General features: G+C 42.2%; 32 protein-coding genes and 1 other annotated feature. All 32 genes read right to left on the bottom strand.

Translation table 11 applies throughout. The annotated features are described in order from the left end of the window. Nucleotides 1–29: 29 nt before the first annotated feature. Entirely contained in the window at nucleotides 30–215 is a 186-nt protein-coding gene (gene rpsN, locus CS060_RS08955; RefSeq protein ID WP_003397678.1) for a 30S ribosomal protein S14, read from the bottom strand. 34 nt (nucleotides 216–249) lie between these two features. Further along, entirely contained in the window at nucleotides 250–789 is a 540-nt protein-coding gene (rplE, locus tag CS060_RS08950; protein WP_032101421.1) for a 50S ribosomal protein L5, read from the bottom strand. A gap of 29 nt (nucleotides 790–818) precedes the next feature. After that, nucleotides 819–1,130: a 50S ribosomal protein L24 gene (rplX, locus tag CS060_RS08945; protein ID WP_003397676.1), complete on the bottom strand. Its 312-nt coding sequence runs from the start codon at nucleotides 1,128–1,130 to the stop codon at nucleotides 819–821. A gap of 36 nt (nucleotides 1,131–1,166) precedes the next feature. Then, nucleotides 1,167–1,535 carry a 50S ribosomal protein L14 gene (gene rplN, locus CS060_RS08940; protein WP_003397675.1) on the bottom strand — a complete coding sequence of 123 codons (369 nt, stop codon included), beginning with the start codon at nucleotides 1,533–1,535 and terminating at the stop codon, nucleotides 1,167–1,169. 48 nt (nucleotides 1,536–1,583) lie between these two features. After that, on the bottom strand, nucleotides 1,584–1,847 hold the full coding sequence (gene rpsQ, locus CS060_RS08935; protein ID WP_003397674.1) for a 30S ribosomal protein S17: 264 nt from the start codon (nucleotides 1,845–1,847) through the stop codon (nucleotides 1,584–1,586). Nucleotides 1,848–1,872: 25 nt separating this feature from the next. Next, nucleotides 1,873–2,073, bottom strand: coding sequence for a 50S ribosomal protein L29 (rpmC, locus tag CS060_RS08930; protein ID WP_003397671.1), 201 nt, complete (start codon nucleotides 2,071–2,073; stop codon nucleotides 1,873–1,875). Then, entirely contained in the window at nucleotides 2,063–2,497 is a 435-nt protein-coding gene (rplP, locus tag CS060_RS08925; protein ID WP_003397670.1) for a 50S ribosomal protein L16, read from the bottom strand. Before rplP ends, rpmC begins: the two co-directional genes overlap by 11 nt. Before the next feature lie 2 nt (nucleotides 2,498–2,499). Further along, nucleotides 2,500–3,156, bottom strand: a complete 657-nt coding sequence (rpsC, locus tag CS060_RS08920) for a 30S ribosomal protein S3 (protein WP_003397666.1) — start codon at nucleotides 3,154–3,156, stop codon at nucleotides 2,500–2,502. A gap of 3 nt (nucleotides 3,157–3,159) precedes the next feature. Then, nucleotides 3,160–3,501: a 50S ribosomal protein L22 gene (gene rplV / locus CS060_RS08915; protein ID WP_006322652.1), complete on the bottom strand. Its 342-nt coding sequence runs from the start codon at nucleotides 3,499–3,501 to the stop codon at nucleotides 3,160–3,162. Nucleotides 3,502–3,521: 20 nt separating this feature from the next. Beyond that, the gene (rpsS, locus tag CS060_RS08910) at nucleotides 3,522–3,800 is read right to left on the bottom strand and encodes a 30S ribosomal protein S19 (RefSeq protein WP_004888674.1); all 279 of its coding nucleotides are present in this window, start codon (nucleotides 3,798–3,800) and stop codon (nucleotides 3,522–3,524) included. A gap of 57 nt (nucleotides 3,801–3,857) precedes the next feature. After that, nucleotides 3,858–4,688 (bottom strand): 50S ribosomal protein L2, encoded by an 831-nt coding sequence (gene rplB, locus CS060_RS08905; protein WP_035046876.1) that lies wholly within the window; start codon nucleotides 4,686–4,688, stop codon nucleotides 3,858–3,860. A 27-nt stretch (nucleotides 4,689–4,715) separates the two neighbouring features. After that, nucleotides 4,716–5,003, bottom strand: a complete 288-nt coding sequence (rplW, locus tag CS060_RS08900) for a 50S ribosomal protein L23 (RefSeq protein ID WP_035046878.1) — start codon at nucleotides 5,001–5,003, stop codon at nucleotides 4,716–4,718. Then, complete coding sequence (rplD, locus tag CS060_RS08895; RefSeq protein ID WP_099668888.1) at nucleotides 5,003–5,626, bottom strand: 50S ribosomal protein L4; 624 nt, start codon at nucleotides 5,624–5,626, stop codon at nucleotides 5,003–5,005. Before rplD ends, rplW begins: the two co-directional genes overlap by 1 nt. A gap of 27 nt (nucleotides 5,627–5,653) precedes the next feature. Further along, on the bottom strand, nucleotides 5,654–6,280 hold the full coding sequence (gene rplC, locus CS060_RS08890) for a 50S ribosomal protein L3 (RefSeq protein WP_004888665.1): 627 nt from the start codon (nucleotides 6,278–6,280) through the stop codon (nucleotides 5,654–5,656). 23 nt (nucleotides 6,281–6,303) lie between these two features. After that, complete coding sequence (gene rpsJ, locus CS060_RS08885) at nucleotides 6,304–6,612, bottom strand: 30S ribosomal protein S10 (protein ID WP_021095335.1); 309 nt, start codon at nucleotides 6,610–6,612, stop codon at nucleotides 6,304–6,306. Between the two features lie 276 nt (nucleotides 6,613–6,888). Beyond that, nucleotides 6,889–8,076 (bottom strand): elongation factor Tu, encoded by a 1,188-nt coding sequence (gene tuf, locus CS060_RS08875; protein ID WP_003397655.1) that lies wholly within the window; start codon nucleotides 8,074–8,076, stop codon nucleotides 6,889–6,891. A gap of 127 nt (nucleotides 8,077–8,203) precedes the next feature. After that, on the bottom strand, nucleotides 8,204–10,282 hold the full coding sequence (fusA, locus tag CS060_RS08870; protein WP_035020779.1) for an elongation factor G: 2,079 nt from the start codon (nucleotides 10,280–10,282) through the stop codon (nucleotides 8,204–8,206). Nucleotides 10,283–10,416: 134 nt separating this feature from the next. Continuing rightward, nucleotides 10,417–10,887 carry a 30S ribosomal protein S7 gene (gene rpsG / locus CS060_RS08865; RefSeq protein WP_004888658.1) on the bottom strand — a complete coding sequence of 157 codons (471 nt, stop codon included), beginning with the start codon at nucleotides 10,885–10,887 and terminating at the stop codon, nucleotides 10,417–10,419. 44 nt (nucleotides 10,888–10,931) lie between these two features. Next, complete coding sequence (gene rpsL / locus CS060_RS08860) at nucleotides 10,932–11,354, bottom strand: 30S ribosomal protein S12 (RefSeq protein WP_003397652.1); 423 nt, start codon at nucleotides 11,352–11,354, stop codon at nucleotides 10,932–10,934. A 101-nt stretch (nucleotides 11,355–11,455) separates the two neighbouring features. Beyond that, nucleotides 11,456–11,704, bottom strand: a complete 249-nt coding sequence (locus CS060_RS08855) for a 50S ribosomal protein L7ae-like protein (protein ID WP_035046882.1) — start codon at nucleotides 11,702–11,704, stop codon at nucleotides 11,456–11,458. Between the two features lie 125 nt (nucleotides 11,705–11,829). Further along, nucleotides 11,830–15,429 carry a DNA-directed RNA polymerase subunit beta' gene (gene rpoC / locus CS060_RS08850; protein WP_035046884.1) on the bottom strand — a complete coding sequence of 1,200 codons (3,600 nt, stop codon included), beginning with the start codon at nucleotides 15,427–15,429 and terminating at the stop codon, nucleotides 11,830–11,832. A gap of 49 nt (nucleotides 15,430–15,478) precedes the next feature. Continuing rightward, nucleotides 15,479–19,039: a DNA-directed RNA polymerase subunit beta gene (gene rpoB / locus CS060_RS08845; RefSeq protein ID WP_035020781.1), complete on the bottom strand. Its 3,561-nt coding sequence runs from the start codon at nucleotides 19,037–19,039 to the stop codon at nucleotides 15,479–15,481. Between the two features lie 207 nt (nucleotides 19,040–19,246). Then, entirely contained in the window at nucleotides 19,247–19,846 is a 600-nt protein-coding gene (locus CS060_RS08840; protein ID WP_099668887.1) for a class I SAM-dependent methyltransferase, read from the bottom strand. Between the two features lie 87 nt (nucleotides 19,847–19,933). Further along, complete coding sequence (rplL, locus tag CS060_RS08835; RefSeq protein WP_035046887.1) at nucleotides 19,934–20,299, bottom strand: 50S ribosomal protein L7/L12; 366 nt, start codon at nucleotides 20,297–20,299, stop codon at nucleotides 19,934–19,936. A 45-nt stretch (nucleotides 20,300–20,344) separates the two neighbouring features. Then, a complete protein-coding gene (gene rplJ, locus CS060_RS08830; protein WP_004888648.1) occupies nucleotides 20,345–20,845 on the bottom strand; it encodes a 50S ribosomal protein L10 in 501 nt (166 codons plus the stop codon). Between the two features lie 42 nt (nucleotides 20,846–20,887). Continuing rightward, nucleotides 20,888–21,033 (bottom strand) — a sequence feature (ribosomal protein L10 leader region). A 52-nt stretch (nucleotides 21,034–21,085) separates the two neighbouring features. Beyond that, on the bottom strand, nucleotides 21,086–21,787 hold the full coding sequence (gene rplA, locus CS060_RS08825) for a 50S ribosomal protein L1 (protein ID WP_006322669.1): 702 nt from the start codon (nucleotides 21,785–21,787) through the stop codon (nucleotides 21,086–21,088). 103 nt (nucleotides 21,788–21,890) lie between these two features. Next, complete coding sequence (gene rplK / locus CS060_RS08820; protein WP_003397643.1) at nucleotides 21,891–22,316, bottom strand: 50S ribosomal protein L11; 426 nt, start codon at nucleotides 22,314–22,316, stop codon at nucleotides 21,891–21,893. 151 nt (nucleotides 22,317–22,467) lie between these two features. After that, on the bottom strand, nucleotides 22,468–23,001 hold the full coding sequence (nusG, locus tag CS060_RS08815) for a transcription termination/antitermination protein NusG (protein ID WP_035046889.1): 534 nt from the start codon (nucleotides 22,999–23,001) through the stop codon (nucleotides 22,468–22,470). A 120-nt stretch (nucleotides 23,002–23,121) separates the two neighbouring features. Beyond that, complete coding sequence (gene secE, locus CS060_RS08810; RefSeq protein WP_032101432.1) at nucleotides 23,122–23,304, bottom strand: preprotein translocase subunit SecE; 183 nt, start codon at nucleotides 23,302–23,304, stop codon at nucleotides 23,122–23,124. A gap of 31 nt (nucleotides 23,305–23,335) precedes the next feature. Then, entirely contained in the window at nucleotides 23,336–23,485 is a 150-nt protein-coding gene (gene rpmG, locus CS060_RS08805) for a 50S ribosomal protein L33 (protein WP_035046891.1), read from the bottom strand. 63 nt (nucleotides 23,486–23,548) lie between these two features. Further along, nucleotides 23,549–24,199: an RNA polymerase sporulation sigma factor SigH gene (gene sigH / locus CS060_RS08800; protein ID WP_035046894.1), complete on the bottom strand. Its 651-nt coding sequence runs from the start codon at nucleotides 24,197–24,199 to the stop codon at nucleotides 23,549–23,551. A gap of 67 nt (nucleotides 24,200–24,266) precedes the next feature. Further along, a complete protein-coding gene (locus CS060_RS08795; RefSeq protein WP_099668886.1) occupies nucleotides 24,267–24,776 on the bottom strand; it encodes an NYN domain-containing protein in 510 nt (169 codons plus the stop codon).

The raw sequence follows: 24,776 nt of genomic DNA, 5'->3' as shown, positions 1-24,776 counted from the left end.
TTTTACCTCCTTCCCAACTCATGGGTTTATTACCAGCTTGCTTTTTTCACACCAGGAATTTGACCTTTATACGCTAATTCACGGAAACAAATACGGCAAAGTTTAAATTTACGATATACAGAGTGTGGACGTCCACAACGCTCACAACGAGTGTACGCTTGCACTTTAAACTTTGGTGTACGTTTTTGTTTCGCGATCATTGATTTTTTAGCCACGTTTTCGCCTCCCTCTTTTTACGAATGGGAATGATTATTTTTGGAATGGCATACCGAGCAACGTAAGTAATTCACGAGCTTCCTCATCTGTTTTCGCAGTTGTAACGATGACGATGTCCATACCGCGAACTTTGTTTACTTTATCGTAGTCAATTTCAGGGAAAATTAATTGCTCTTTTACACCTAATGTGTAGTTGCCGCGTCCGTCAAAAGACTTTTTAGAAACACCACGGAAGTCGCGAACACGCGGTAAAGAAACAGACACGAGCTTATCAAAAAACTCGTACATACGCTCACCGCGAAGCGTTACTTTCGCACCAATTGGCATTCCTTCACGAAGACGGAAACCAGCGATTGATTTTTTCGCGCGTGTAACAACTGGCTTTTGACCAGAAATTAATGCGAGTTCTTCTACTGCGTTATCTAACGCTTTTGCGTTTTGTACCGCATCACCAACACCCATGTTGATGACGATTTTCTCGATTTTTGGAACTTGCATCACAGACTTATAGTTAAACTTGCTCATAAGAGCAGGAACAACTTCTTTCACATACTTTTCTTTAAGGCGGTTCATTTGAGTACCTCCCTTCCTCGATCACTTCATTATTTGTCTAAGATTTCACCAGAACGTTTCGCATAGCGAACTTTTTTACCGTCAACTACTTTGTATCCAACACGAGTTGGTAATCCTGTTTTTGGATCAAGAGGCATTACGTTTGATACGTGGATTGGCGCCTCTTGGCTGATGATGCCGCCTTGTGGATTTGCTTGAGAAGGTTTTACGTGTTTTTTTACGATGTTTACACCTTCAACAAGCACTCGGTTTTTCTTTGGAAACGCAGCAAGAATAACGCCTTGTTTGCCTTTATCTTTACCAGAGATTACTTGTACTTTATCACCTTTTTTTACATGCATCTGAATCGCACCTCCTTAAAAGGCTTTTCCTTTTCATTAAATCACTTCTGGAGCTAAAGAAACGATTTTCATAAAGTCTTTCTCACGTAATTCACGAGCAACTGGTCCGAAAATACGTGTACCACGTGGGCTCTTGTCATCACGAATGATTACGCAAGCATTTTCATCAAAACGGATGTAAGAACCGTCTGTACGGCGCACGCCGCGTTTTGTACGAACGACAACCGCTTTAACGACTTGACCTTTTTTAACAACGCCACCTGGTGTTGCATCTTTAACTGTCGCCACAACGATATCGCCAACGTTCGCATAACGACGACCAGAACCACCTAGCACTTTAATAACAAGCACTTCACGTGCACCAGAGTTATCAGCAACTTTCATACGAGTTTCTTGTTGAATCATTGACGAAACCTCCTTTCGGATTTGTATCCATCATCCCGAACATATTAATTAAACAATAACAGCTTTTTCAACTACTTCAACAAGACGGAAACGTTTTGTCGCAGAAAGAGGACGTGTTTCCATAATTTTTACGATATCGCCCACTTTTGCTACGTTGTTTTCGTCATGTGCTTTATATTTTTTTGAATACTTTACGCGCTTGCCGTAAAGAGGATGCTTTTTATAAGTTTCTACAAGAACCGTAATTGTTTTATCCATTTTATCGGAAACAACACGGCCGACGAGAACTTTACGATTGTTGCGTTCACTCATTGTGCGAACCTCCTCTCGATATCAATTATTTGTTAGCAGCGATCTCTCTTTCGCGAATAACAGTTTTCATACGCGCAATCGCTTTGCGTACTTCACGAATACGTGCTGTATTCTCTAATTGACCTGTTGCCAATTGGAAGCGAAGGTTGAATAACTCTTCTTTCAACGCTTTAATTTTTTGTTCAATCTCGGCAGTGGTAAGTTCACGAATTTCTTTAGCTTTCATTTGATTCACCACCAATTTCTTCACGTTTTACAAATTTACATTTGATTGGAAGTTTGTGAGAAGCAAGACGTAACGCTTCACGAGCGACTTCTTCAGAAACTCCCGCGATTTCGAACATTACTTTGCCAGGTTTAACAACAGCTACCCAACCTTCTGGAGCACCTTTACCGGAACCCATGCGCACTTCAAGTGGTTTTGCTGTGTATGGTTTTGAAGGGAAAATTTTAATCCACACTTTACCGCCACGTCTCATGTAACGAGTCATCGCACGACGAGCAGCCTCAATTTGACGGTTTGTAATCCATGCTGGCTCTAACGCTTGTAAGCCGTATTCACCAAAATGTACTTCTGTACCGCCTTTTGCGCGACCTTTCATGCGACCGCGATGTTCACGACGATATTTTACGCGTTTTGGCATTAACATGATTAATTTCCTCCTTCCTCAGTTTTCTTTTTCGTAGGAAGGACCTCTCCACGATAAATCCATACTTTCACGCCGATTTTTCCATATGTTGTGTCCGCTTCTGCCGTTGCATAGTCGATGTCAGCGCGAAGAGTATGAAGTGGAACTGTTCCTTCGCTGTAATGTTCTGAGCGAGCGATATCTGCTCCACCTAAACGACCAGATACCATCGTTTTAATTCCTTTAGCACCTGCGCGCATTGTGCGTTGGATTGCTTGTTTTTGCGCACGACGGAATGATACGCGGTTTTCAATTTGACGCGCGATATTTTCCGCAACAAGTTTTGCTTCTAAGTCTGGCTTTTTAATTTCAACGATGTTGATATGAACACGTTTTCCAGTTAATTCGTTTAACGCTTTACGAAGCGCTTCAACTTCAGATCCACCTTTACCGATTACCATTCCTGGTTTCGCTGTATGGATTGTAATATTTACACGATTTGCTGCACGCTCGATTTCAATGCGAGAAACAGCTGCATCGCTTAAGCGCTTTGTGAGGTATTCGCGAATTTTAAGATCTTCGTGTAAAAGGTCCGCGTAATCTTTTTCAGCGTACCATCTTGACTCCCAATCACGGATAATACCAATGCGAAGACCGATTGGATTTACCTTTTGACCCACTGATTATCCCTCCTTCTTTTCTGAAACAACGATCGTGATATGGCTTGTGCGTTTGTTAATTGCGCTCGCACGACCTTGTGCACGAGGACGGAAACGTTTCAATGTTGGTCCTTCGTTCACATAAGCTTCTGTAACAACGAGTTTGTTCACGTCCATGTCATAGTTATGTTCTGCGTTTGCCACTGCAGATTTTAATACTTTCTCGATAATCGGAGAAGCAGCTTTTGGCGTATGGCGAAGAATCGCAACTGCTTCACTCACTTGCTTTCCTCGAATTAAATCAATTACTAAACGAGCTTTACGAGGAGCAATTCGAACCGTTCTAGCAACAGCTTTAGCTTGCATAAATGAAGCCTCCTCTCATATTAACGTTTTGTTTTCTTGTCATCAGCAGCGTGACCTTTGTACGTGCGCGTTGGCGCGAACTCACCGAGCTTATGACCGACCATGTCCTCTGTGATGTAAACTGGAACGTGTTTACGCCCATCGTAAACAGCGATTGTGTGACCAATGAATTGTGGGAAAATTGTCGAACGACGAGACCATGTTTTGATCACTTGTTTTTGTCCAGTTTCATTCAACTTCTCGATTTTTTTCATTAAATGATCATCACAAAAAGGACCTTTTTTCAAGCTGCGACCCATAAGTGAACCTCCTTTCGTGATTGCTCTACGGTTCTTTTGAACCGTAGCTCAACCCCGTTATTTTTTACGACGACGTACGATAAATTTATCAGATTTATTTTTCTTCTTACGCGTTTTGAATCCAAGCGTTGGTTTGCCCCATGGAGTCATTGGAGACTTACGTCCGATTGGTGCTTTACCTTCACCACCACCGTGTGGGTGATCGACTGGGTTCATAACAGAACCGCGAACTGTTGGACGAATGCCTAACCAACGAGCGCGTCCAGCTTTACCGATGTTCACAAGCTCATGTTGTTCGTTACCAACTTGACCGACTGTTGCGCGGCAAGTTGCTAAAATCATGCGAACTTCACCTGAAGATAAACGAACAAGTACGTATTTACCTTCTTTACCAAGCACTTGTGCAGATGTACCTGCAGCGCGCACTAATTGTCCGCCTTTACCAGGTTTTAATTCGATGTTGTGAATAACTGTACCAACTGGAATGTTTGCTAAAGGTAATGCGTTACCTACTTTAATGTCCGCATTTGGACCTGACATGATTTCCATGCCAACTTCTAAGTTTTTCGGTGCGATGATGTAACGCTTTTCACCATCAGCGTAATGGATTAACGCGATGTTCGCAGAACGGTTTGGATCGTATTCGATTGTAGCAACGCGTCCTGGAATGCCATCTTTATCGCGTTTAAAGTCAATAATACGATATTGACGCTTATGACCGCCACCTTGGTGACGAACTGTTAATTTACCTTGATTGTTACGACCACCTTTTTTCTTTAAAGGGGCAAGCAACGATTTTTCCGGCTTATCTGTTGTAAGCTCAGAGAAGTCTAAAACCGTCATACCACGACGACCGTTAGACGTTGGCTTATATTTTTTAATCGCCATGTCCGTTTCCCTCCTTCACTTTTAAACTTATACTTCAAATAGCTCGATTTCTTTGCTGTCAGGCGTTAATGTAACAACCGCTTTGCGACGGCGATTTGTTAATCCGCTATAGCGGCCAACACGTTTGAACTTCCCTTTATAGTTCATAATGTTGACCTTCGCTACTTTCACGCCGAAAATCGCTTCGATCGCGTCTTTTACTTCTGTTTTATTCGCTTTCACATCAACTTCGAACGTATATTTTTTCTCAGTCATTAACTCTGTTGAACGTTCAGTAATGACGGGGCGCTTAATAATATCGCGAGGATCTTTCATTATGCAAGCACCTCCTCTACTTTTTCCACAGCAGCTTTCGTAATGATAAGCTTGTCGTGGTTGAGTACATCAAGAACATTAATTCCACTTGCTGTAACAACTGTGACTCCTGGAATGTTACGAGCTGAAAGAATAACGTTCTCATTTGCATCTGCTGTTACAATTAACGCTTTGCGATCAACAGAAAGATTGTTTAGAATTTTAACCATTTCTTTTGTTTTCGGTGCTTCAAGCGTTAAATTGTCTAATACAACGATGCTGTTTTCAAGCACTTTTGAAGATAAAGCTGATTTAATTGCTAAGCGACGAACTTTTTTTGGAAGTTTATAGCTGTAGCTACGTGGAACTGGACCGAATACAATACCACCGCCACGCCATTGTGGAGAACGGATCGATCCTTGGCGAGCCCGTCCAGTACCTTTTTGACGCCATGGTTTACGGCCACCGCCGCTTACTTCTGCACGATTTTTTGTTTTATGAGTTCCTTGACGCAAGGAAGCACGTTGCATAATTACCGCTTCAAATAACACATGTTTGTTCGGTTCAACACCAAATACGGCATCGTTTAATTCAATTTCACCGATGTTTTCTCCGTTTTGGTTGTACAATGCTACTTTTGGCATTGGGTATTTCCTCCTTTCTTAAAGAAATTATTTCGCTTTAACCGCGCTTTTAATAATTACAAGTCCTTTGTTTGGACCTGGTACATTTCCTTTAATTAAGATTAAGTTGCGTTCTGGATCCACTTTAACAACTTTTAAGTTTTGTACCGTCACACGCTCGCCACCCATGCGGCCTGGAAGCTCTTTCGATTTAAATACACGGTTTGGAGCGATCGGACCCATTGAACCAGGACGACGATGGTAACGAGAACCGTGAGCCATTGGTCCACGAGATTGTCCGTGGCGTTTAATTACACCTTGGAAACCTTTACCTTTTGACGTACCTGTTACGTCAACGATTTCACCTTCGTTGAAAATGTCCACTTTTACTTCTTGACCTACTTCATACTCTGCAAGATTTACACCACGAATTTCACGAATGAAGCGCTTAGGTGTGGTGTTTGCCTTCGCAGCATGACCTTTTTGAGGCTTGTTCGCCAACTTCTCACGTAAATCTTCAAAACCTAATTGAATCGCTTCATAACCGTCGTTTTCAATCGTTTTCTTTTGAAGAACTACGTTTGGAGTCGCTTGAATAACTGTTACAGGAATAAGATCTCCGTTTTCAGCGAACACTTGAGTCATGCCGATTTTTCTTCCTAAGATTCCTTTCATCTTTCACACCTCCTATATCGCAATTACAACTTGATTTCAATATCGACACCAGACGGTAAGTCTAAACGCATTAAAGAATCTACTGTTTGTGGAGTCGGATTGACGATATCAATTAAGCGTTTATGTGTGCGCATTTCGAACTGCTCACGAGAGTCTTTGTATTTATGAACCGCACGTAAGATCGTGTACACCGTTTTTTCAGTTGGTAACGGAATCGGTCCAGATACAGTCGCGCCTGAACGCTTTGCAGTTTCCACAATTTTCTCAGCAGATTGATCAAGAATTCGATGATCATATGCTTTTAAACGAATACGAATTTTTTCTTTTGCCATTATTTTCCCTCCTTCTTCGCCTATTTTTAAAATAGACATTCTCCATGGAAATTTCCTTCACACTCGCCATGGCAAAGCGGCCGGGTGTGTCAGCAACCTTCCACTTCATCGCAGTCAAAGACCAACGTTTATTATTATATATAAAATTCATACCTAATGCAAGTTTTTTTATTTCTTTTCTTCCCAAACTGCCTTTCCTATTATACATATTTCGCTATACATTTTCAATGAAGTAAAAAATAAGTGGTCTAGCAGCAAGCTAGACCACTTTATCGATTACTCGATGATTTCAGATACAGAACCTGCACCTACTGTACGTCCACCTTCGCGGATCGAGAATTTTGTACCTTCTTCGATCGCGATTGGCGCAATTAATTCTACTGTCATTTCGATGTTGTCACCAGGCATTACCATCTCAACACCTTCTGGAAGTTGGATAATACCTGTTACGTCCGTTGTACGGAAGTAGAATTGTGGACGGTAGTTAGAGAAGAATGGAGTATGACGTCCACCTTCTTCTTTTGTTAATACGTAAACTTGTGCTTTAAATTTTGTGTGTGGAGTGATTGTTCCTGGTTTCGCTAATACTTGACCGCGTTGTACTTCGTCACGAGAAACACCACGAAGAAGCGCACCGATGTTGTCACCAGCTTCAGCTTGGTCAAGAAGCTTACGGAACATTTCAACACCTGTAACAGTTGTTGCTTTTGGCTCTTCAGAAAGACCGATGATTTCTACTTGGTCACCAACTTTTAAGATACCGCGCTCAACGCGACCTGTAGCAACTGTACCACGACCAGTGATTGAGAATACGTCCTCAACTGGCATCATGAATGGTTTGTCAACTTCGCGTTGTGGAGTTGGGATGTACTCATCAACAGCGTTCATAAGCTCGATGATTTTCGCTTCCCAAGCTGGATCTCCCTCAAGCGCTTTTAACGCAGAACCTTTAATTACAGGAACTTCGTCTCCAGGGAAGTCGTATTCAGATAATAGATCGCGAACTTCCATTTCAACAAGCTCTAAAAGCTCTTCGTCGTCTACCATGTCGCATTTGTTTAAGAATACAACAATGTAAGGTACGCCTACTTGGCGAGAAAGAAGAATGTGCTCACGAGTTTGTGGCATTGGACCGTCAGCAGCAGATACAACAAGGATCGCGCCGTCCATTTGCGCAGCACCTGTGATCATGTTTTTCACGTAGTCAGCGTGACCTGGGCAGTCAACGTGTGCATAGTGACGGTTGTCAGTTTCGTACTCAACGTGTGCAGTTGAGATTGTAATTCCGCGCTCACGCTCTTCTGGGGCAGCGTCGATTTGATCATACGCGCGTGCTTCTGCTTTACCTTGTTTCGCAAGAACTGTTGTGATTGCAGCTGTTAAAGTTGTTTTACCATGGTCAACGTGGCCGATTGTACCAATGTTGACGTGTGGTTTCGTGCGTTCGAATTTCGCTTTAGCCATTATAATATCCTCCTTAGTGTTTTTTATTAAGTATAGAATATAGAATGCTCGGAAGTGAAAGTGCACAGGCACGTCCACTTCCAAGTCTTACATAAGTATTTATACTTGAACAATGCTAGAAAATCAATTATTCACCTTTATTTTTTTTGATGATTTCCTCAGCAATGCTCTTCGGAACTTCTTCATAATGGTCAAATACCATTGTGAACGTTCCGCGACCTTGTGTATTTGAACGCAATGAAGTTGCGTATCCAAACATTTCAGAAAGTGGAACCATCGCGCGAACAACTTGTGCGTTACCGCGAGCTTCCATACCTTCGACGCGACCGCGACGAGAAGTGATGTCACCCATGATGTCACCTAAATATTCTTCAGGGACGATGACTTCTACTTTCATGATTGGCTCAAGCAATACAGGGTCACATTTTGCCGCTGCGTTTTTCAATGCCATAGAAGCAGCGATTTTGAACGCCATTTCGCTTGAGTCAACATCGTGGTAAGAACCGTCAAATAATTTCGCTTTAATGTCAACAACTGGGTATCCAGCAAGAACACCGTTTTGCATTGCATCTTCAAGACCTGCTTGAATTGCAGGGATGTATTCTCTCGGAACAACCCCACCGACAATCGCGTTTTCGAATTCAAAGCCTTTTCCTTCTTCGTTTGGCGAGAACTCGATCCAAACGTGACCGTATTGACCGCGACCACCAGACTGACGCACAAATTTACCTTCAACTTGTGCAGATTTACGGAATGTTTCGCGGTACGCAACTTGAGGAGCACCAACGTTTGCTTCTACCTTAAACTCGCGACGCATACGGTCAACGATGATGTCAAGATGAAGCTCACCCATACCCGCGATGATCGTTTGACCTGTTTCTTGGTCTGTCCATGCACGGAATGTTGGGTCTTCTTCTTGAAGTTTTTGCAATGCTGTGCTCATCTTATCTTGGTCAGCTTTTGACTTCGGTTCGATCGCGATTTGAATAACTGGCTCTGGGAATTGCATAGACTCCAAGATGACTGGGTCTTTTTCATCACACAGCGTATCACCAGTTGTTGTATCTTTTAAACCTACAGCTGCCGCAATGTCACCAGCGTAAACTTGTGCAATTTCTTCGCGGTGGTTTGCGTGCATTTGTAGAATACGACCGATACGTTCACGCTTACGTTTTGTTGAGTTCAACACGTAAGAACCAGAGTTTAATGTACCAGAGTATACGCGGAAGAACGTCAACTTACCAACGTAAGGGTCTGTCATAATTTTGAACGCTAACGCTGCAAAAGGAGCATCGTCACGCGCTTCACGAACTGTTTCTTCTTCTGTATCAGGAACAGTTCCTTTAATCGCAGGAATGTCGACTGGCGATGGTAAGTAGTCAACAACTCCGTCAAGCATTAATTGAACACCTTTGTTTTTGAATGCAGAACCACAAAATACTGGGAAGAATTGCACAGAAACTGTCGCTTTACGAATTGCAGCTTTTAACTCTTCTTTCGTAATTTCTTCCCCTTCTAAATATTTCATCATTAATTCTTCATCAAGTTCTGCAACCGCTTCGATTAACTTACCGCGGTATTCTTCCGCCATATCACGATAGTCTTCAGGAATCTCGATGCGCTCGATGTTTTTTCCTAATTCATCGTGATAGTGATATGCGCACATTTCAACAAGATCGATGATGCCTGTAAATTGATCTTCTGCACCAATTGGTAATTGAACAGGGTGCGCATTCGCTTGTAAACGCTCATGAAGCGTTTTAACAGAGTATAAGAAATCTGCGCCAATCTTGTCCATTTTGTTAACGAAAACGATACGTGGAACGCCGTATGTAGTCGCTTGGCGCCATACTGTTTCTGTTTGCGGCTCTACGCCTGATTGTGCGTCTAATACCGCGACTGCACCGTCTAATACACGCAATGAACGCTCAACTTCTACCGTGAAGTCGACGTGTCCAGGTGTATCGATGATGTTAATACGATGGCCTTTCCATTGAGCAGTTGTCGCTGCGGATGTGATCGTAATTCCGCGCTCTTGTTCTTGCTCCATCCAGTCCATCGTTGCTGCGCCTTCATGAACTTCACCGATTTTATGAACGCGTCCTGTGTAGAAAAGAATACGCTCTGTCGTAGTTGTTTTACCGGCGTCAATATGAGCCATGATTCCAATATTGCGAGTGTTTTCCAAGGAGAACTGTCTTGCCATATGGATTTTTTCTCCTTCCTTAAATGAAGTATCGTAATTTTATTTGCATATAGGAATATAGGCGAATGAGCGATGGGCATGCCTTTTTAGTTTCAACCGCATCGCTCTCACCTATTCTTAATTTAACGAAAAAATTACCAACGATAGTGTGCAAACGCTTTGTTTGCTTCTGCCATTTTGTGTGTATCTTCGCGTTTTTTCACAGCTGCACCTGTGTTATTTGCTGCATCCATGATTTCGTTTGCTAAACGCTCTTCCATCGTTTTTTCTCCACGAAGACGAGCGTAGTTCACGAGCCAACGAAGACCTAATGTTGTACGGCGCTCTGGACGCACCTCAACAGGAACTTGGTAGTTTGCACCACCAACACGGCGTGCGCGAACTTCAAGAACTGGCATAACGTTTTTCAACGCTTGCTCAAACACTTCCATTGGATCTTTACCTGTGCGCTCACGAATGATATCGAACGCTGTGTAAAGAATTTTTTGTGCTTTACCTTTTTTACCGTCAATCATAATTTTATTGATTAAACGTGTAACTAGCTTTGAATTGTAAATTGGATCTGGTAACACATCTCGTTTAGGAACCGGACCTTTACGTGGCATAGTTTTTCCTCCTTTCAGTAAAAATCAACAAAAGATGTCGAATATTATTTCTTAGCTGCTTTTGGTTTTTTCGCACCGTATTTAGAACGACCTTGCATACGGTTCGCTACACCTGCTGTATCTAAAGCACCGCGGACGATGTGGTAACGTACCCCTGGTAAGTCTTTTACACGTCCACCGCGAATTAATACAACGCTGTGTTCTTGTAAGTTGTGACCGATACCTGGGATGTATGCAGTTACCTCGATACCGTTAGATAAACGTACACGGGCATATTTACGAAGCGCAGAGTTTGGCTTCTTTGGTGTCATTGTACCTACACGTGTACATACTCCACGTTTTTGCGGAGAGTAAACAGTTGTTTGAACTTTTTTGAAGCTGTTATACCCTTTATTTAACGCAGGTGATTTAGATTTCACTACCTTTTTTGTACGACCTTTACGTACAAGCTGGTTAATTGTAGGCATGGTAAATTTCCTCCCTTCACAATCAAATTCAAGCCCACACATCCAGGTGGCTCATTTTTATGCAAAAACAAAGTTTTTGTAGTAACCCACAAAAACAGTTTTTAACGAATAATCGCAACAGTTGCAGCTCCTACGTCAATCCCACATGCTTTTCCAAGCTTTTTCGTTGAATCGACTTTTACAATTGGAACGTTTCGATCGTTCGCTGCTTTTATGACTTTTTCAATCACAGCTACGTCAGCATCTTCAGCAATGACTACCTCTTTAACGTTCCCATCTTTCAGAGCACGTACTGTTTGTTTCGTTCCTACAATAATCTGTTTCGCCTGTGCGACTTTTTCATAAGACATGTAACATATCCTCCAAAGTGACAGGTTTTCGGAACACCTTTGTTATACTATCACTTTCTGAGTGCTGTGTCAACTATTATTTTTTGACCTGTTGCTAGCAAACAGAGCTAGCAACAGGATCATCATCATTTCGTTGTAACAGCATCCTCGTCTTTTGTTGTTTTAATTACCGGCTTTACTTTGCGGTAACGAGCCATGCCTGTTCCCGCTGGAACAAGTTTACCGATAATGACGTTTTCTTTTAATCCAAGTAACTCGTCACGTTTTCCTTTAATTGCTGCATCCGTTAAGACGCGCGTTGTCTCTTGGAATGAAGCCGCAGACAAGAACGAATCTGTTTCAAGCGATGCCTTCGTAATTCCAAGTAATACTGGGCGAGCTGTCGCTGGACGTTTGCCTTCCATCAACACTTTTGCGTTCGCATCTGTGAATTGATGGATATCAAGCAATGTGCCAGGCAACAAGTCTGTATCGCCCGCGTCAATGACGCGCACTTTTCGGAGCATTTGACGGACCATAACTTCGATATGTTTATCGCTAATTTCTACCCCTTGCATGCGGTACACTTTTTGTACTTCGCGCAACAAGTATTCTTGTACAGCGTTCATATCTTTGACTCTCAACAACTCTTTCGGGTCGATCGAGCCTTCTGTTAATTCTTGACCACGCTCAACTTTCTGCCCTTCTTGCACTTTCAAGCGGGCACTATAAGGGGCTGTATACATACGTGTCTCGACTTCACCTTGAATAACAATTTCACGTTGACGATCACGCGTTTCGTTAATCGCCACAACAACACCATCAATTTCTGAAATGACGGCTTGACCTTTTGGATTACGTGCTTCAAATAACTCTTGTACGCGCGGTAAACCTTGTGTGATATCGTCTCCTGCTACCCCACCTGTGTGGAACGTACGCATTGTAAGCTGTGTGCCCGGCTCACCGATCGATTGGGCTGCGATAATACCGACCGCTTCACCAACTTCAACTTCCGCACCTGTTGCCAAGTTGCGTCCATAACATTTTTTACATACACCATGACGGGTGTTACATGTAAACGCCGAACGAATCCATACTTCTTCAATACCTGCTTTGACAATCGCGGTCGCAATGTCTTCTGTAATCATTTCATTTTCACGCACGAGCACTTCGCCCGTTTCCGGATGTTTCACCGTCTTACGTGCATAACGTCCAATGAGACGATCTTCAAGCTTCACGATCACTTCTGTACCGTCTTTTAACGCACGGATCAACGTACCACGATCTGTGCCACAATCATCCTCACGAATAATGACGTCTTGTGCAACATCAACGAGACGACGTGTTAAATAACCAGAGTCTGCTGTTTTTAACGCTGTATCCGCAAGACCTTTACGTGCCCCGTGGGTTGAAATGAAGTACTCAAGTACGGTTAAACCTTCACGGAACGAAGATTTAATCGGAAGCTCGATAATACGTCCAGCTGGGTTCGCCATTAATCCGCGCATACCTGCAAGTTGCGTAAAGTTCGACGCGTTACCGCGGGCTCCAGAGTCACTCATCATGAAAATTGGATTTCGCTTATCAAGCGACTCCATTAAGCGACCTTGAATTTTGTCTTTCGCTGCACTCCAAATCGAAATAACGCGCTCATAACGTTCTTCATCAGTAATCAAACCGCGTCTAAATTGCTTTAATACCGTATCAACTTTTGCTTGTGCTTCTTCTAAAATTTCTTGTTTTTCAGGCAAGACAACGATGTCGGCTACACCAATTGTAATACCAGCTTTTGTTGAGTATTTAAAGCCAAGATCTTTCATGCGGTCAAGCATTTTAGACGTTTCTGTAATTTTGAAACGTTTAAAGACTTCCGCGATGATATTACCGAGAATTTTTTTCTTAAATGGTGGAACGAGTGCACGCTTACAGATTTCTTCTTTCACGTTCACACCTTTATCTAAGAAATACTTATCTGGTGTTCGTTCTTCAATGTTTTCTTGCGTCGGTTCATTAATATACGGGAATGACTTCGGCAAAATCTCATTGAAGATTAACTTTCCAACTGTTGTGATAAGCAATTTATTGTTTTGCTCTTCTGTAAACGTTTCGTTTTTCAACGAACCGGCATGAACAGCGATGCGTGTATGCAAATGAACATAACCATTATGGTAAGCTAACAACGCCTCGTCCGTATCTTTAAATACCATTCCTTCTCCGACTGCACCTTCACGTTCCATCGTTAAATAGTAGTTTCCTAAAACCATGTCTTGTGAAGGCGTAACGACTGGCTTTCCATCTTTCGGGTTCAAAATATTTTGTGCTGCGAGCATAAGTAGACGTGCTTCTGCCTGCGCTTCTGCCGAAAGCGGTACGTGCACAGCCATTTGGTCACCGTCGAAGTCCGCATTGTACGCCGTACATACAAGTGGATGTAATCGGATCGCACGCCCTTCTACAAGCGTCGGCTCGAAAGCTTGAATACCAAGACGGTGAAGCGTTGGTGCGCGGTTTAATAACACCGGATGCTCTTTAATGACAGACTCTAAAACATCCCAAACTTCTGGGTGAACGCGCTCAATTTTCCGCTTCGCGCTTTTAATGTTGTGCGCTAAGCCGCGTTCTACTAATTCTTTCATAACGAACGGTTTAAACAACTCAAGCGCCATTTCTTTTGGCAAGCCGCATTGATACATTTTTAAGTTCGGGCCGACAACGATTACCGAACGACCAGAATAGTCAACGCGCTTACCGAGCAAGTTTTGACGGAAACGACCTTGCTTTCCTTTTAACATATGAGAAAGCGATTTAAGTGGACGATTTCCTGGTCCTGTGACCGGGCGGCCACGACGACCGTTATCAATTAGCGCATCGACAGCTTCTTGAAGCATTCGTTTTTCGTTTTGAACAATAATGTTCGGCGCTCCAAGGTCTAATAGACGCTTTAAACGATTGTTCCGGTTAATGACTCGACGATATAAATCGTTTAAGTCAGATGTCGCAAAACGTCCACCGTCTAACTGTACCATCGGACGCAACTCCGGTGGGATAACCGGTAAAACATCTAATATCATCCAAGACGGATCGTTGCCAGAGTTACGGAACGCTTCAAGCACTTCAAGGCGCTTAATTGTACGGGCACGACGCTGCCCTTGTGCTGTTTTCAATTCCTCTTTTAACGTTTCTACTTCTTTTTCAAGGTCGATGTCTTGTAACAATTTTTTAATCGCTTCCGCACCCATTGAAGCTTGGAACGAATTTCCATACTTCTCGCGATACGCGCGATATTCTTTTTCAGAGAGTAACTGTTTCTTTTCTAGCGGCGTATCGCCTGGATCGGTCACAACGTAAGATGCAAAGTAAATGACTTCCTCTAGCGCGCGAGGGGACATGTCTAAGACAAGTCCCATGCGGCTAGGAATTCCTTTAAAGTACCAAATATGTGAAACAGGGGCTGCTAGTTCAATATGACCCATGCGCTCACGGCGAACTTTTGCGCGTGTGACTTCGACACCGCATCGGTCACAAACGACACCTTTATAACGAACGCGCTTATACTTTCCGCAATGACATTCCCAGTCTTTTGTCGGACCAAAAATACGTTCGCAAAACAGGCCATCTTTTTCTGGCTTTAATGTTCGATAGTTAATCGTTTCTGGTTTTTTAACTTCACCATACGACCAAGAACGAATTTTCTCGGGTGAAGCGAGTCCGATCTTCATATATTCAAACTTATTTACATCTAACAAGGGGCCTACCTCCCTTTTAATATCCAGGTTTTACCCTTATGTCAACACACTATTCTTTTACAACAACGCCTTCATCTTCTTTGGCTGACTCATCTGTAGGTGGGATGATGTCAACTGGTTGAACGTCATCATCTTCCCCGAAGTTTTCCATACTAATTTCTTTTTCATCACTTGATAAAACTGTTACGTCCATACCTAAGCTTTGTAACTCTTTAATTAATACTTTAAACGATTCAGGAACGCCTGGTTCTGGAACGTTTTCGCCTTTTACGATCGCTTCATATGTTTTCACACGGCCAACTACATCGTCTGATTTGACAGTTAAAATTTCTTGTAACGTATAAGCTGCACCGTATGCTTCAAGCGCCCATACTTCCATCTCACCGAAACGCTGACCACCAAACTGCGCTTTTCCACCAAGTGGTTGTTGCGTCACAAGCGAGTACGGACCTGTCGAACGAGCATGCAATTTATCGTCAACCATGTGCGCAAGCTTAATCATGTACATAATGCCGACAGAAACTCGATTATCAAACGGCTCTCCAGTGCGTCCATCGTATAAAACTGTTTTCGCATCACGCGCCATTCCTGCTTCTTCTAACGTCGCCCATACATCTTCTTCACGAGCACCGTCAAATACAGGCGAAGCAACATGAAGACCTAACTTTCTTGCTGCCATTCCGAGATGCAACTCGAGTACTTGCCCGATGTTCATACGCGAAGGTACGCCCAACGGGTTTAACATAATATCAACTGGTGTACCATCTGGTAAAAACGGCATATCTTCTTCAGGCAAAATACGGGAAATAACCCCTTTATTTCCGTGGCGTCCTGCCATTTTGTCACCTTCGGAAATTTTCCGTTTTTGTACAATGTACACACGAACAAGTTGATTTACACCTGGTGGCAGCTCATCGCCGTCTTCGCGAGTAAACACTTTGACATCGAGGACAATTCCACCTCCACCGTGCGGTACACGTAAAGAAGTATCTCGAACTTCGCGTGCTTTCTCGCCAAAGATAGCGTGCAACAAGCGCTCTTCAGCAGTTAACTCAGTAACACCTTTTGGAGTAACTTTACCGACAAGCAAGTCTCCATCTTTCACTTCTGCACCGATGCGTACAATACCTCGTTCATCTAAGTTGCGAAGTGCATCTTCACCGACGTTTGGAATATCGCGCGTAATTTCTTCTGGACCGAGCTTCGTGTCGCGCGCTTCGGATTCATATTCCTCAATATGAATGGATGTATACACATCGTCTTTTACAAGACGCTCGCTCATAATAATCGCGTCTTCGTAGTTGTATCCATCCCATGTCATGAACGCAACAAGCACGTTGCGACCAAGCGCTAACTCCCCTTTTTCCATCGATGGACCGTCAGCTAAAATCTCGCCTTTCTCTACAATGTCACCCGCTTTGACAATCGGGCGTTGATTGTAGCACGTTCCTTGGTTTGAACGAACAAACTTCAATAAACGATATTTATCTAAATCACCTTTGACTTCTTTTCCATCGACTTCAATTAAACGGCGCACCCAAATTTCTTTCGCTTCGACTCGTTCAACAATTCCACGATGCTTACAAATGACTGCAGCACCAGAGTCTTTCGCTGCGACATACTCCATTCCTGTACCAACGATTGGAGCTTCCGGTTGCATCAGTGGAACAGCTTGACGTTGCATGTTGGCACCCATAAGCGCACGGTTTGAGTCATCGTTTTCTAAGAATGGGATGCAAGCCGTCGCTACGGATACAACTTGCTTTGGTGAAACGTCTACATAGTCAACGCGATCTCGCTTAACAACAATGTTTTCACCACGGAAACGAGCAACAACATTTTCTTCCAAAAATGTTCCATCTTCTGCAATTGGAACGTTTGCTTGGGCAACAACGTAGTTATCTTCTTCATCCGCTGTTAAATAGTCAATTTGATTCGTTACTTTTCCTGTCTCAGGATCAACACGACGATAAGGCGTTTCAATAAAGCCGAATTTATTCACTTTCGCGTATGTCGAAAGCGAGTTAATTAATCCGATGTTCGGACCTTCTGGCGTTTCAATCGGACACATGCGGCCATAGTGCGAATAGTGAACGTCACGCACTTCAAAACCAGCACGTTCACGCGTTAAACCGCCAGGACCAAGCGCAGAGAGACGACGCTTATGTGTCAATTCTGCAAGCGGGTTTGTCTGGTCCATGAATTGTGATAATTGTGAGCTTCCGAAAAACTCTTTAATAGCCGCAATGACCGGACGAATGTTAATGAGTTGCTGTGGTGTAATTGTGTTTGTATCTTGAATGGACATCCGTTCACGAACAACGCGCTCCATGCGCGAAAGACCAATTCGGAACTGATTTTGCAACAACTCCCCAACAGAACGGAGTCGACGATTTCCTAAATGGTCGATATCGTCTGTATCACCAACGCCATGCAACAAGTTAAAGAAGTAGCTAATAGATGCAATAATATCTGCAGGTGTAATATGTTTTACTGTTTCTGGAATATATCCATTACTAATGACTGTGATGACTTTTTCGCCATCTGGATCGTTTGGAGCATAAATTTTGATTGCTTGCAAAGCAAACTCATCTTCGACAACGCCCCCAAGCGGTTGGTATTTACGTATACCGATCCCTTTTTCAAGCTCAGGTAAAATGCGGTCGAGCGTTCTCCGATCGAGAACCGTTCCTTTTTCAGCAATCACTTCACCCGTTTCCGGATGAACGAGTGTTTCTGCTAAACGTTGACCGAATAAACGGTTTTTAATATGGAGCTTTTTGTTGATTTTATAACGACCAACGCTTGCTAAATCATATCGTTTTGGATCAAAGAAACGAGAGATCAACAAACTTTTTGCGTTTTCAACGGTAGGCGGCTCCCCTGGACGTAACCGTTCATAAATTTCAAGCAATGCTTTTTCTGTACTTTCCGTATTGTCTTTTTCTAACGTATTACGAATATACTCGTTATCACCAAGTAAATCGACAATCTCTTGGTCTGAGCCAAAACCTAACGCTCGCAATAACACGGTTACAGGTAACTTACGCGTACGATCAATGCGAACATACACAACGTCTTTTGCGTCTGTTTCGTATTCGAGCCATGCACCGCGGTTCGGAATGACAGTAGCCGTAAACCCACGTTTTCCGTTTTTATCTACTTTTCCGCTGTAATATACGCTCGGTGAACGAACAAGCTGAGAAACGATAACACGTTCAGCACCATTGATAATGAATGTGCCCGTTTCTGTCATTAATGGGAAGTCCCCCATAAACACATCTTGTTCTTTTACTTCACCTGTTTCTTTATTGATTAGGCGCACTTTGACCCGAAGCGGCGCTGCGTATGTAACATCGCGTTCTTTTGACTCTTCGACAGAGTACTTCGGTTCTCCTAAGCTGTAATCAATAAATTCTAGTGACAAATTTCCTGTAAAATCTTCGATCGGTGAAATATCTTGAAACATTTCACGCAATCCTTCGTCGAGAAACCACTGATAAGAAGAAGTTTGAATTTCGATTAAGTTTGGTAGTTCTAACACTTCACTAATGCGCGCATAACTTCTTCGTTGGCGGTGTCGTCCGTATTGAACTAGTTGACCTGTCAACTGATTCACCCCTCAAATCAAACATTAATAACTTGTCATCAGACAAAAAAGAAATGGTTTCTTATAAGAAAACCACATGTTTGACCTATTATATATTTTATAAGTTTTTCCTTTAAAACTAAAATTATACATACATACACAGCATACGTAAACTAAAAAAAATACACATTTAGCATTTTATAATGGTATCATACACAAAATTAGGCGTCAAGCTTTTTGTGCCCGAATAATGAAGTAACCTTTTTTCTTTTCCACAACATCAACTTCATCAAAAATCATTTTTAACTTTTCTAAAGCGGATGGAGCCCCTTGTTTCTTTTGAATAACAACCCATAGTTGACCACCCGGAAGCAAATAGTTTGCACTTTGCTCAAAAATGGAATGAACAACTGCTTTTCCGGCACGAATCGGTGGGTTTGTCACGATCGATGCAAATACCCCTTCTACTCGGTCAAATAAGTTACTTATGTAAATACAGGCATTTCCAATACCATTTTGCTGTTTATTTTTCTTGGCCAACTCAATTGCTCGCTCATTTACATCGATCATATGAACGGTTCGATGTGGAAAATCTTTTGCTAGCGCCAACCCGATTGGTCCATATCCACAACCAACATCAAGAATATTTCCATACACATCTGGTTCCACGAATGTTTCAATTAGTAGCCGAGAACCGAAATCGACTTCTTTTTTTGAAAACACACCTTGATCAACGGTAAATAAAAACTGATGACCTCGCAACGTATACGTCCATTGAAACGGCTTACTTTCTACAACAGGTCGCTCCGTATAGTAGTGATCACCCATCACTTTCACCTCTCTTTCCTTTATTGTAAACGAATGCACATAAAAACACAAAAAAGCTCGCCACTTTGAGCGAGCTTTTTTATATCATTACTTGATTTCAACTTTCGCGCCAGCTTCTTCAAGCTTCGCTTTGATTTCTTCAGCTTCTTCTTTAGAAACGCCTTCTTTAACTGGCTTTGGAGTGTTGTCTACTAAGTCTTTTGCTTCTTTTAAGCCAAGACCAGTAAGTTCGCGTACAACTTTGATAACTTTGATCTTTTGCGCGCCGCCATCCGCAAGGATAACGTCAAATTCAGTTTTTTCTTCAACAGCAGCACCAGCAGCAGCACCGCCAGCAACTACTACAGGAGCAGCAGCAGTTACACCAAATTCTTCTTCAATTGCTTTTACTAAGTCGTTTAATTCTAAAACAGTCATATTTTTAACCGCTTCAATGATTTGTTCTTTAGTCATGATCGATCTTCCTCCTTAATGTTTTAATTTTAGGCGATTTGTAAATTAAGCACCTTGTTCTTCTTTTTTCTCAGCAACTGCTTTTGTAACAAGAGCAAAGTTACGAATTGGTGCTTGAAGAACGCTAAGCAACATAGAGAGCAAGCCTTCGCGAGATGGAAGCTCTGCAAGCGCCTTAACTTCTTCAAGTGTTGCTACGTTGCCTTCGATGATACCTGCTTTAATTTTTAACGCTTCGTTCTTTTTCGCGAATTCGTTTAAAATTTTTGCAGGAGCAACGACATCATCATTGCTGAATGCAATCGCATTCGGACCTGTTAATGTTTCATCTAAACCTTCTAAGCCTAACTCAGCAACAGCACGACGAGTTAATGTGTTTTTGTACACTTTAAACTCGATGCCCGCTTCACGAAGTTGCTTACGAAGTTCTGTAACTTGAGCGACATTCAAACCACGGTAATCAACGATGATCGTTGATTTGCTCGCGCGAAGCTTTTCAGCAATCTCCGCTACTAGCTGCTGCTTTTGTTCAAGTACGCTGCTCATGTCAACACCTCCTGTAGAAGTTGAGTTTCGACATCACTTATACCGTCCAATAAAAAACCTCCATGCCAACGTAGACATGGAGGCCCCTAAAAACGCACGTATGCGCTTATTTATCAGTCTCAACACCTCGGTAGGAAATTAAGCCTGTTTGAGGCACCTACTGTCTACGGTACAAATGATATTCGCTTTTCAAACAATAGATAGTATACTAAAGCATCTCTAAGAAGTCAATATCTATAATTAGTTAGCAACAGCAACAGTGGAAGGATCCACTTTTACGCCAGGACCCATTGTTGAAGCAACTGTTACGTTTTTCACGTATGTGCCCTTCGCCGCTGCTGGTTTCACTTTTAAGATTGTCTCATAAATTGTCGCGAAGTTTTCTACTAATTTTTCAGTATCAAATGATACTTTACCGATTGGCACGTGGATGTTTCCAGCTTTGTCAACGCGGTATTCTACTTTACCAGCTTTAATTTCATTGACTGCTTTCGCCACATCAAATGTAACTGTTCCTGTTTTAGGGTTCGGCATTAAACCTTTTGGTCCTAAAATACGACCGATTTTACCTACTTCACCCATCATATCAGGAGTCGCAACGATAACATCAAACTCAAACCAACCTTGTTGAATTTTGTTGATGTAATCTGTATCACCTACGTAATCTGCACCTGCTGCTTCTGCTTCTTTCGCTTTTTCACCTTTCGCAAGCACTAACACGCGGCGTACTTTACCTGTACCGTGTGGCAATACAACCGCACCGCGAATTTGTTGATCTGCTTTCTTCGGATCAACTCCTAAACGGAAAGCAACCTCTACTGTTGCATCAAATTTTGCAACATTTGTCTTTTTCACTAATTCGATCGCCTCTTGCACAGCGTATGCTTTTGAGCGATCAATTAACTTCGCTGCCTCTAAGTAACGTTTTCCTCTTTTTGGCATTTTTATTTCCTCCTTTTGTGGTTTTAACGGAAAGACCTCCCACGAATAAAGGTTGCGAAAACTATATAGTTCGCTTCCGCAACCTTCTCCAGCCAGATCTTCATTAATCTTCGATGACGATACCCATGCTGCGCGCTGTTCCTTCGATCATGCGCATAGCTGCTTCAATGCTCGCCGCGTTTAAGTCTGGCATTTTTGTTTCAGCAATCTCGCGCACTTTGTCGCGCTTTACTGTTGCCACTTTATTACGGTTTGGCTCACCAGAACCAGACTCGATACCAGCCGCTTTTTTAAGTAATACAGCAGCAGGTGGAGTTTTCGTAATAAATGTAAATGAACGGTCTTCGTATACCGTAATTTCAACAGGAATAATTAAACCTGCTTGATCAGCTGTACGAGCGTTGAATTCTTTACAGAATCCCATGATGTTAACACCAGCTTGACCTAATGCTGGACCGACTGGTGGTGCTGGATTCGCTTTCCCTGCAGGAATTTGCAATTTGACAACTTTAATTACTTTTTTAGCCACGAGACACACCTCCTTAAGTCCGTGATGTGGTATTAGGGATATTCCCTCCCACTCCATATATGAAAACAATCATCGCATTCGTCTCAATGATTGAGACATACTGACCTTAAAATATTATCACTTTTCTTGCTCGTTTGCAAGTTGTTTACTATTATATTTTTTCAATTTGTGAAAAGTCAAGCTCTACTGGTGTTTCACGTCCAAACATGTCAACGAGCACAGTTACTTTTTGCTTATCCATTTCGATTTCTTGGATCGTTCCAACAAAATTCGCAAATGGACCTTCTTTAATTCTAACGGCTTCATTTAATTCGAAATCAAAATCTAACTCAGTTAAATCAACGCCCATTCGTTTTAAAATCGCGGAAACTTCTTCTTCCAGAAGTGGCGTCGGCTTCGATCCAGCACCAGCTGAACCGACAAACCCTGTTACCCCCGGGGTATTACGAACGACATACCAAGAGTCGTCTGTCATAATCATTTCCACGAGCACGTAACCTGGAAACACTTTCTTTTTGACAACTTTCTTTTTGCCCCCTTTTGTGTCTGTTTCTTCCTCTTCAGGCACGACCACGCGAAAAATTTTATCTTGCATACCCATCGACTCAACACGCTTCTCTAAGTTCGTTTTTACTTTATTTTCATAACCCGAGTACGTATGAATAACATACCAATTCTTTTCCATTCGTTGGGACGATATCGTCCTTCCCTCCCTAAACAAATCTTTTTTAGGCAAAATAAAAACCCGTTACCGGGCTTTATTTTCTTGTTTGTTATCTTTCATTATACCATGGATATACTACTACTATTCAAGTATAAAACGAACTAACTCTGAAATTCCTAAATCAATAACAGCAAAAAATACGGTGAAAAATGCTACTGTCGCTAAAACGGTAATCGTATAGTTCACCAATTCTTTTCGTTTTGGCCAGCTGACTTTTTTCATCTCGCGAACAACTTCGCGGAAAAATTTCGTTACTCGTTGCATAGGAAACCCTCCAACATCTCGGGATCATCAACTACTTCGTTTCGCGGTGAATCGTATGCGTATGGCATGTTTTACAAAACTTCTTTATTTCGAGTCGCTCATGGTGATGAGCTATATTTTTCATCGTTGAATAATTTCGGCTTAAACATTGGCTACACGCTAAAATCACTTTTTTGCGCATACGTTTCCCTCCGGGATACTACGTCTTAAAAACTGTATCATACAATATTTTTTTATGTCAATATTATAAACGAATTCCTTGAATTTCTACATACTTTTCTAATTTGCGTTTCACGCGCTGCAACGCGTTGTCAATGGATTTCACGTGACGATTAAGCTCTTCCGAAATTTCCTGATATGATCGACCTTCTAAATAAAGGAGAAGTACTTTTCTCTCTAAATCGCTAAGTAGTTCTGTCATCTTCTCTTCAATATGATCAAACTCTTCTCTATTAATAATTAGCTCTTCAGGGTTTGTTATTTTGGTCCCCGAAAGAACGTCCATCAATGTACGGGCAGAATCATCTTCGTAAATCGGCTTGTCCAATGAAACGTAACAATTGAGTGGAATATGTTTTTGTCGGGTGGCCATTTTAATGGCTGTAATCATTTGCCGAGTAATACATAGCTCCGCAAACGCCTTAAACGAAGACTGCTTATCTTCTTTAAAATCTCGGATTGCTTTATACAGCCCAATCATCCCTTCTTGCACAATATCTTCGCGATCTGCACCGACTAAAAAATATGAACGTGCTTTCGCTCGGACAAAATTTTTATACTTATGAATTAAGTAATCAAGCGCCTCACTATCACCTTGATGTACGAGTTCTACAATCATTTCATCTTCTAGTTGTTCGTAACGGCTTTGTTGTTTTTCGTTTGCATTTGCGCTCACGCCGATCCCCCCGCCCTGCACATGGATAAAAGTATTATACAGTACATTTTTTTACAGGGTCAATCGTTCATTTTTCCCCTCTTCGCCATTTTTCGAAAATTTTTGCCACTTCGTCTGTCAGAGGAATTTTTGATATTGGCTTTTTTTGTTGAATGTGCTTGACGTTCGTTGAAATATTCCGCTGCACCGCATCCACTTCAATGAGTAGCTCTCGAGCTGATTTCCGTAACGCCCCTTGACCGAAAATCGCCCATTGTTCCGTATAGTCTGACGTAGCGACATATACTTTTGTCCGAACTCGTTGGAGCGATTTCGCCAATTTCTCGATATGCTCATCAGCCGTTTCGTTTTCCTTTGTGAAAATGACCTCTACTTGATGATCGACATATTTTTTTGTTGTTCCTTGTACGAGGTGTGCGTCGAAAACAATAATAACTTTACAACCAGTAAATGCTTGATATTCTGCCATTTTCTCGACAAGTCGGTCGCGAGCTAACGATAAATCTGTATCGCGTAACTCACGCAGTTCTGGCCAGGCACCGATGATGTTATAGCCATCAACGATTAAAATATCCAT

The organism is Anoxybacillus flavithermus, assembly GCF_002742685.1.
GTDB lineage: Bacteria > Bacillota > Bacilli > Bacillales > Anoxybacillaceae > Anoxybacillus > Anoxybacillus flavithermus_E.
Note: the sequence above shows the minus strand (reverse complement) of the source record. Positions and strands in the feature narration are given on the sequence as shown.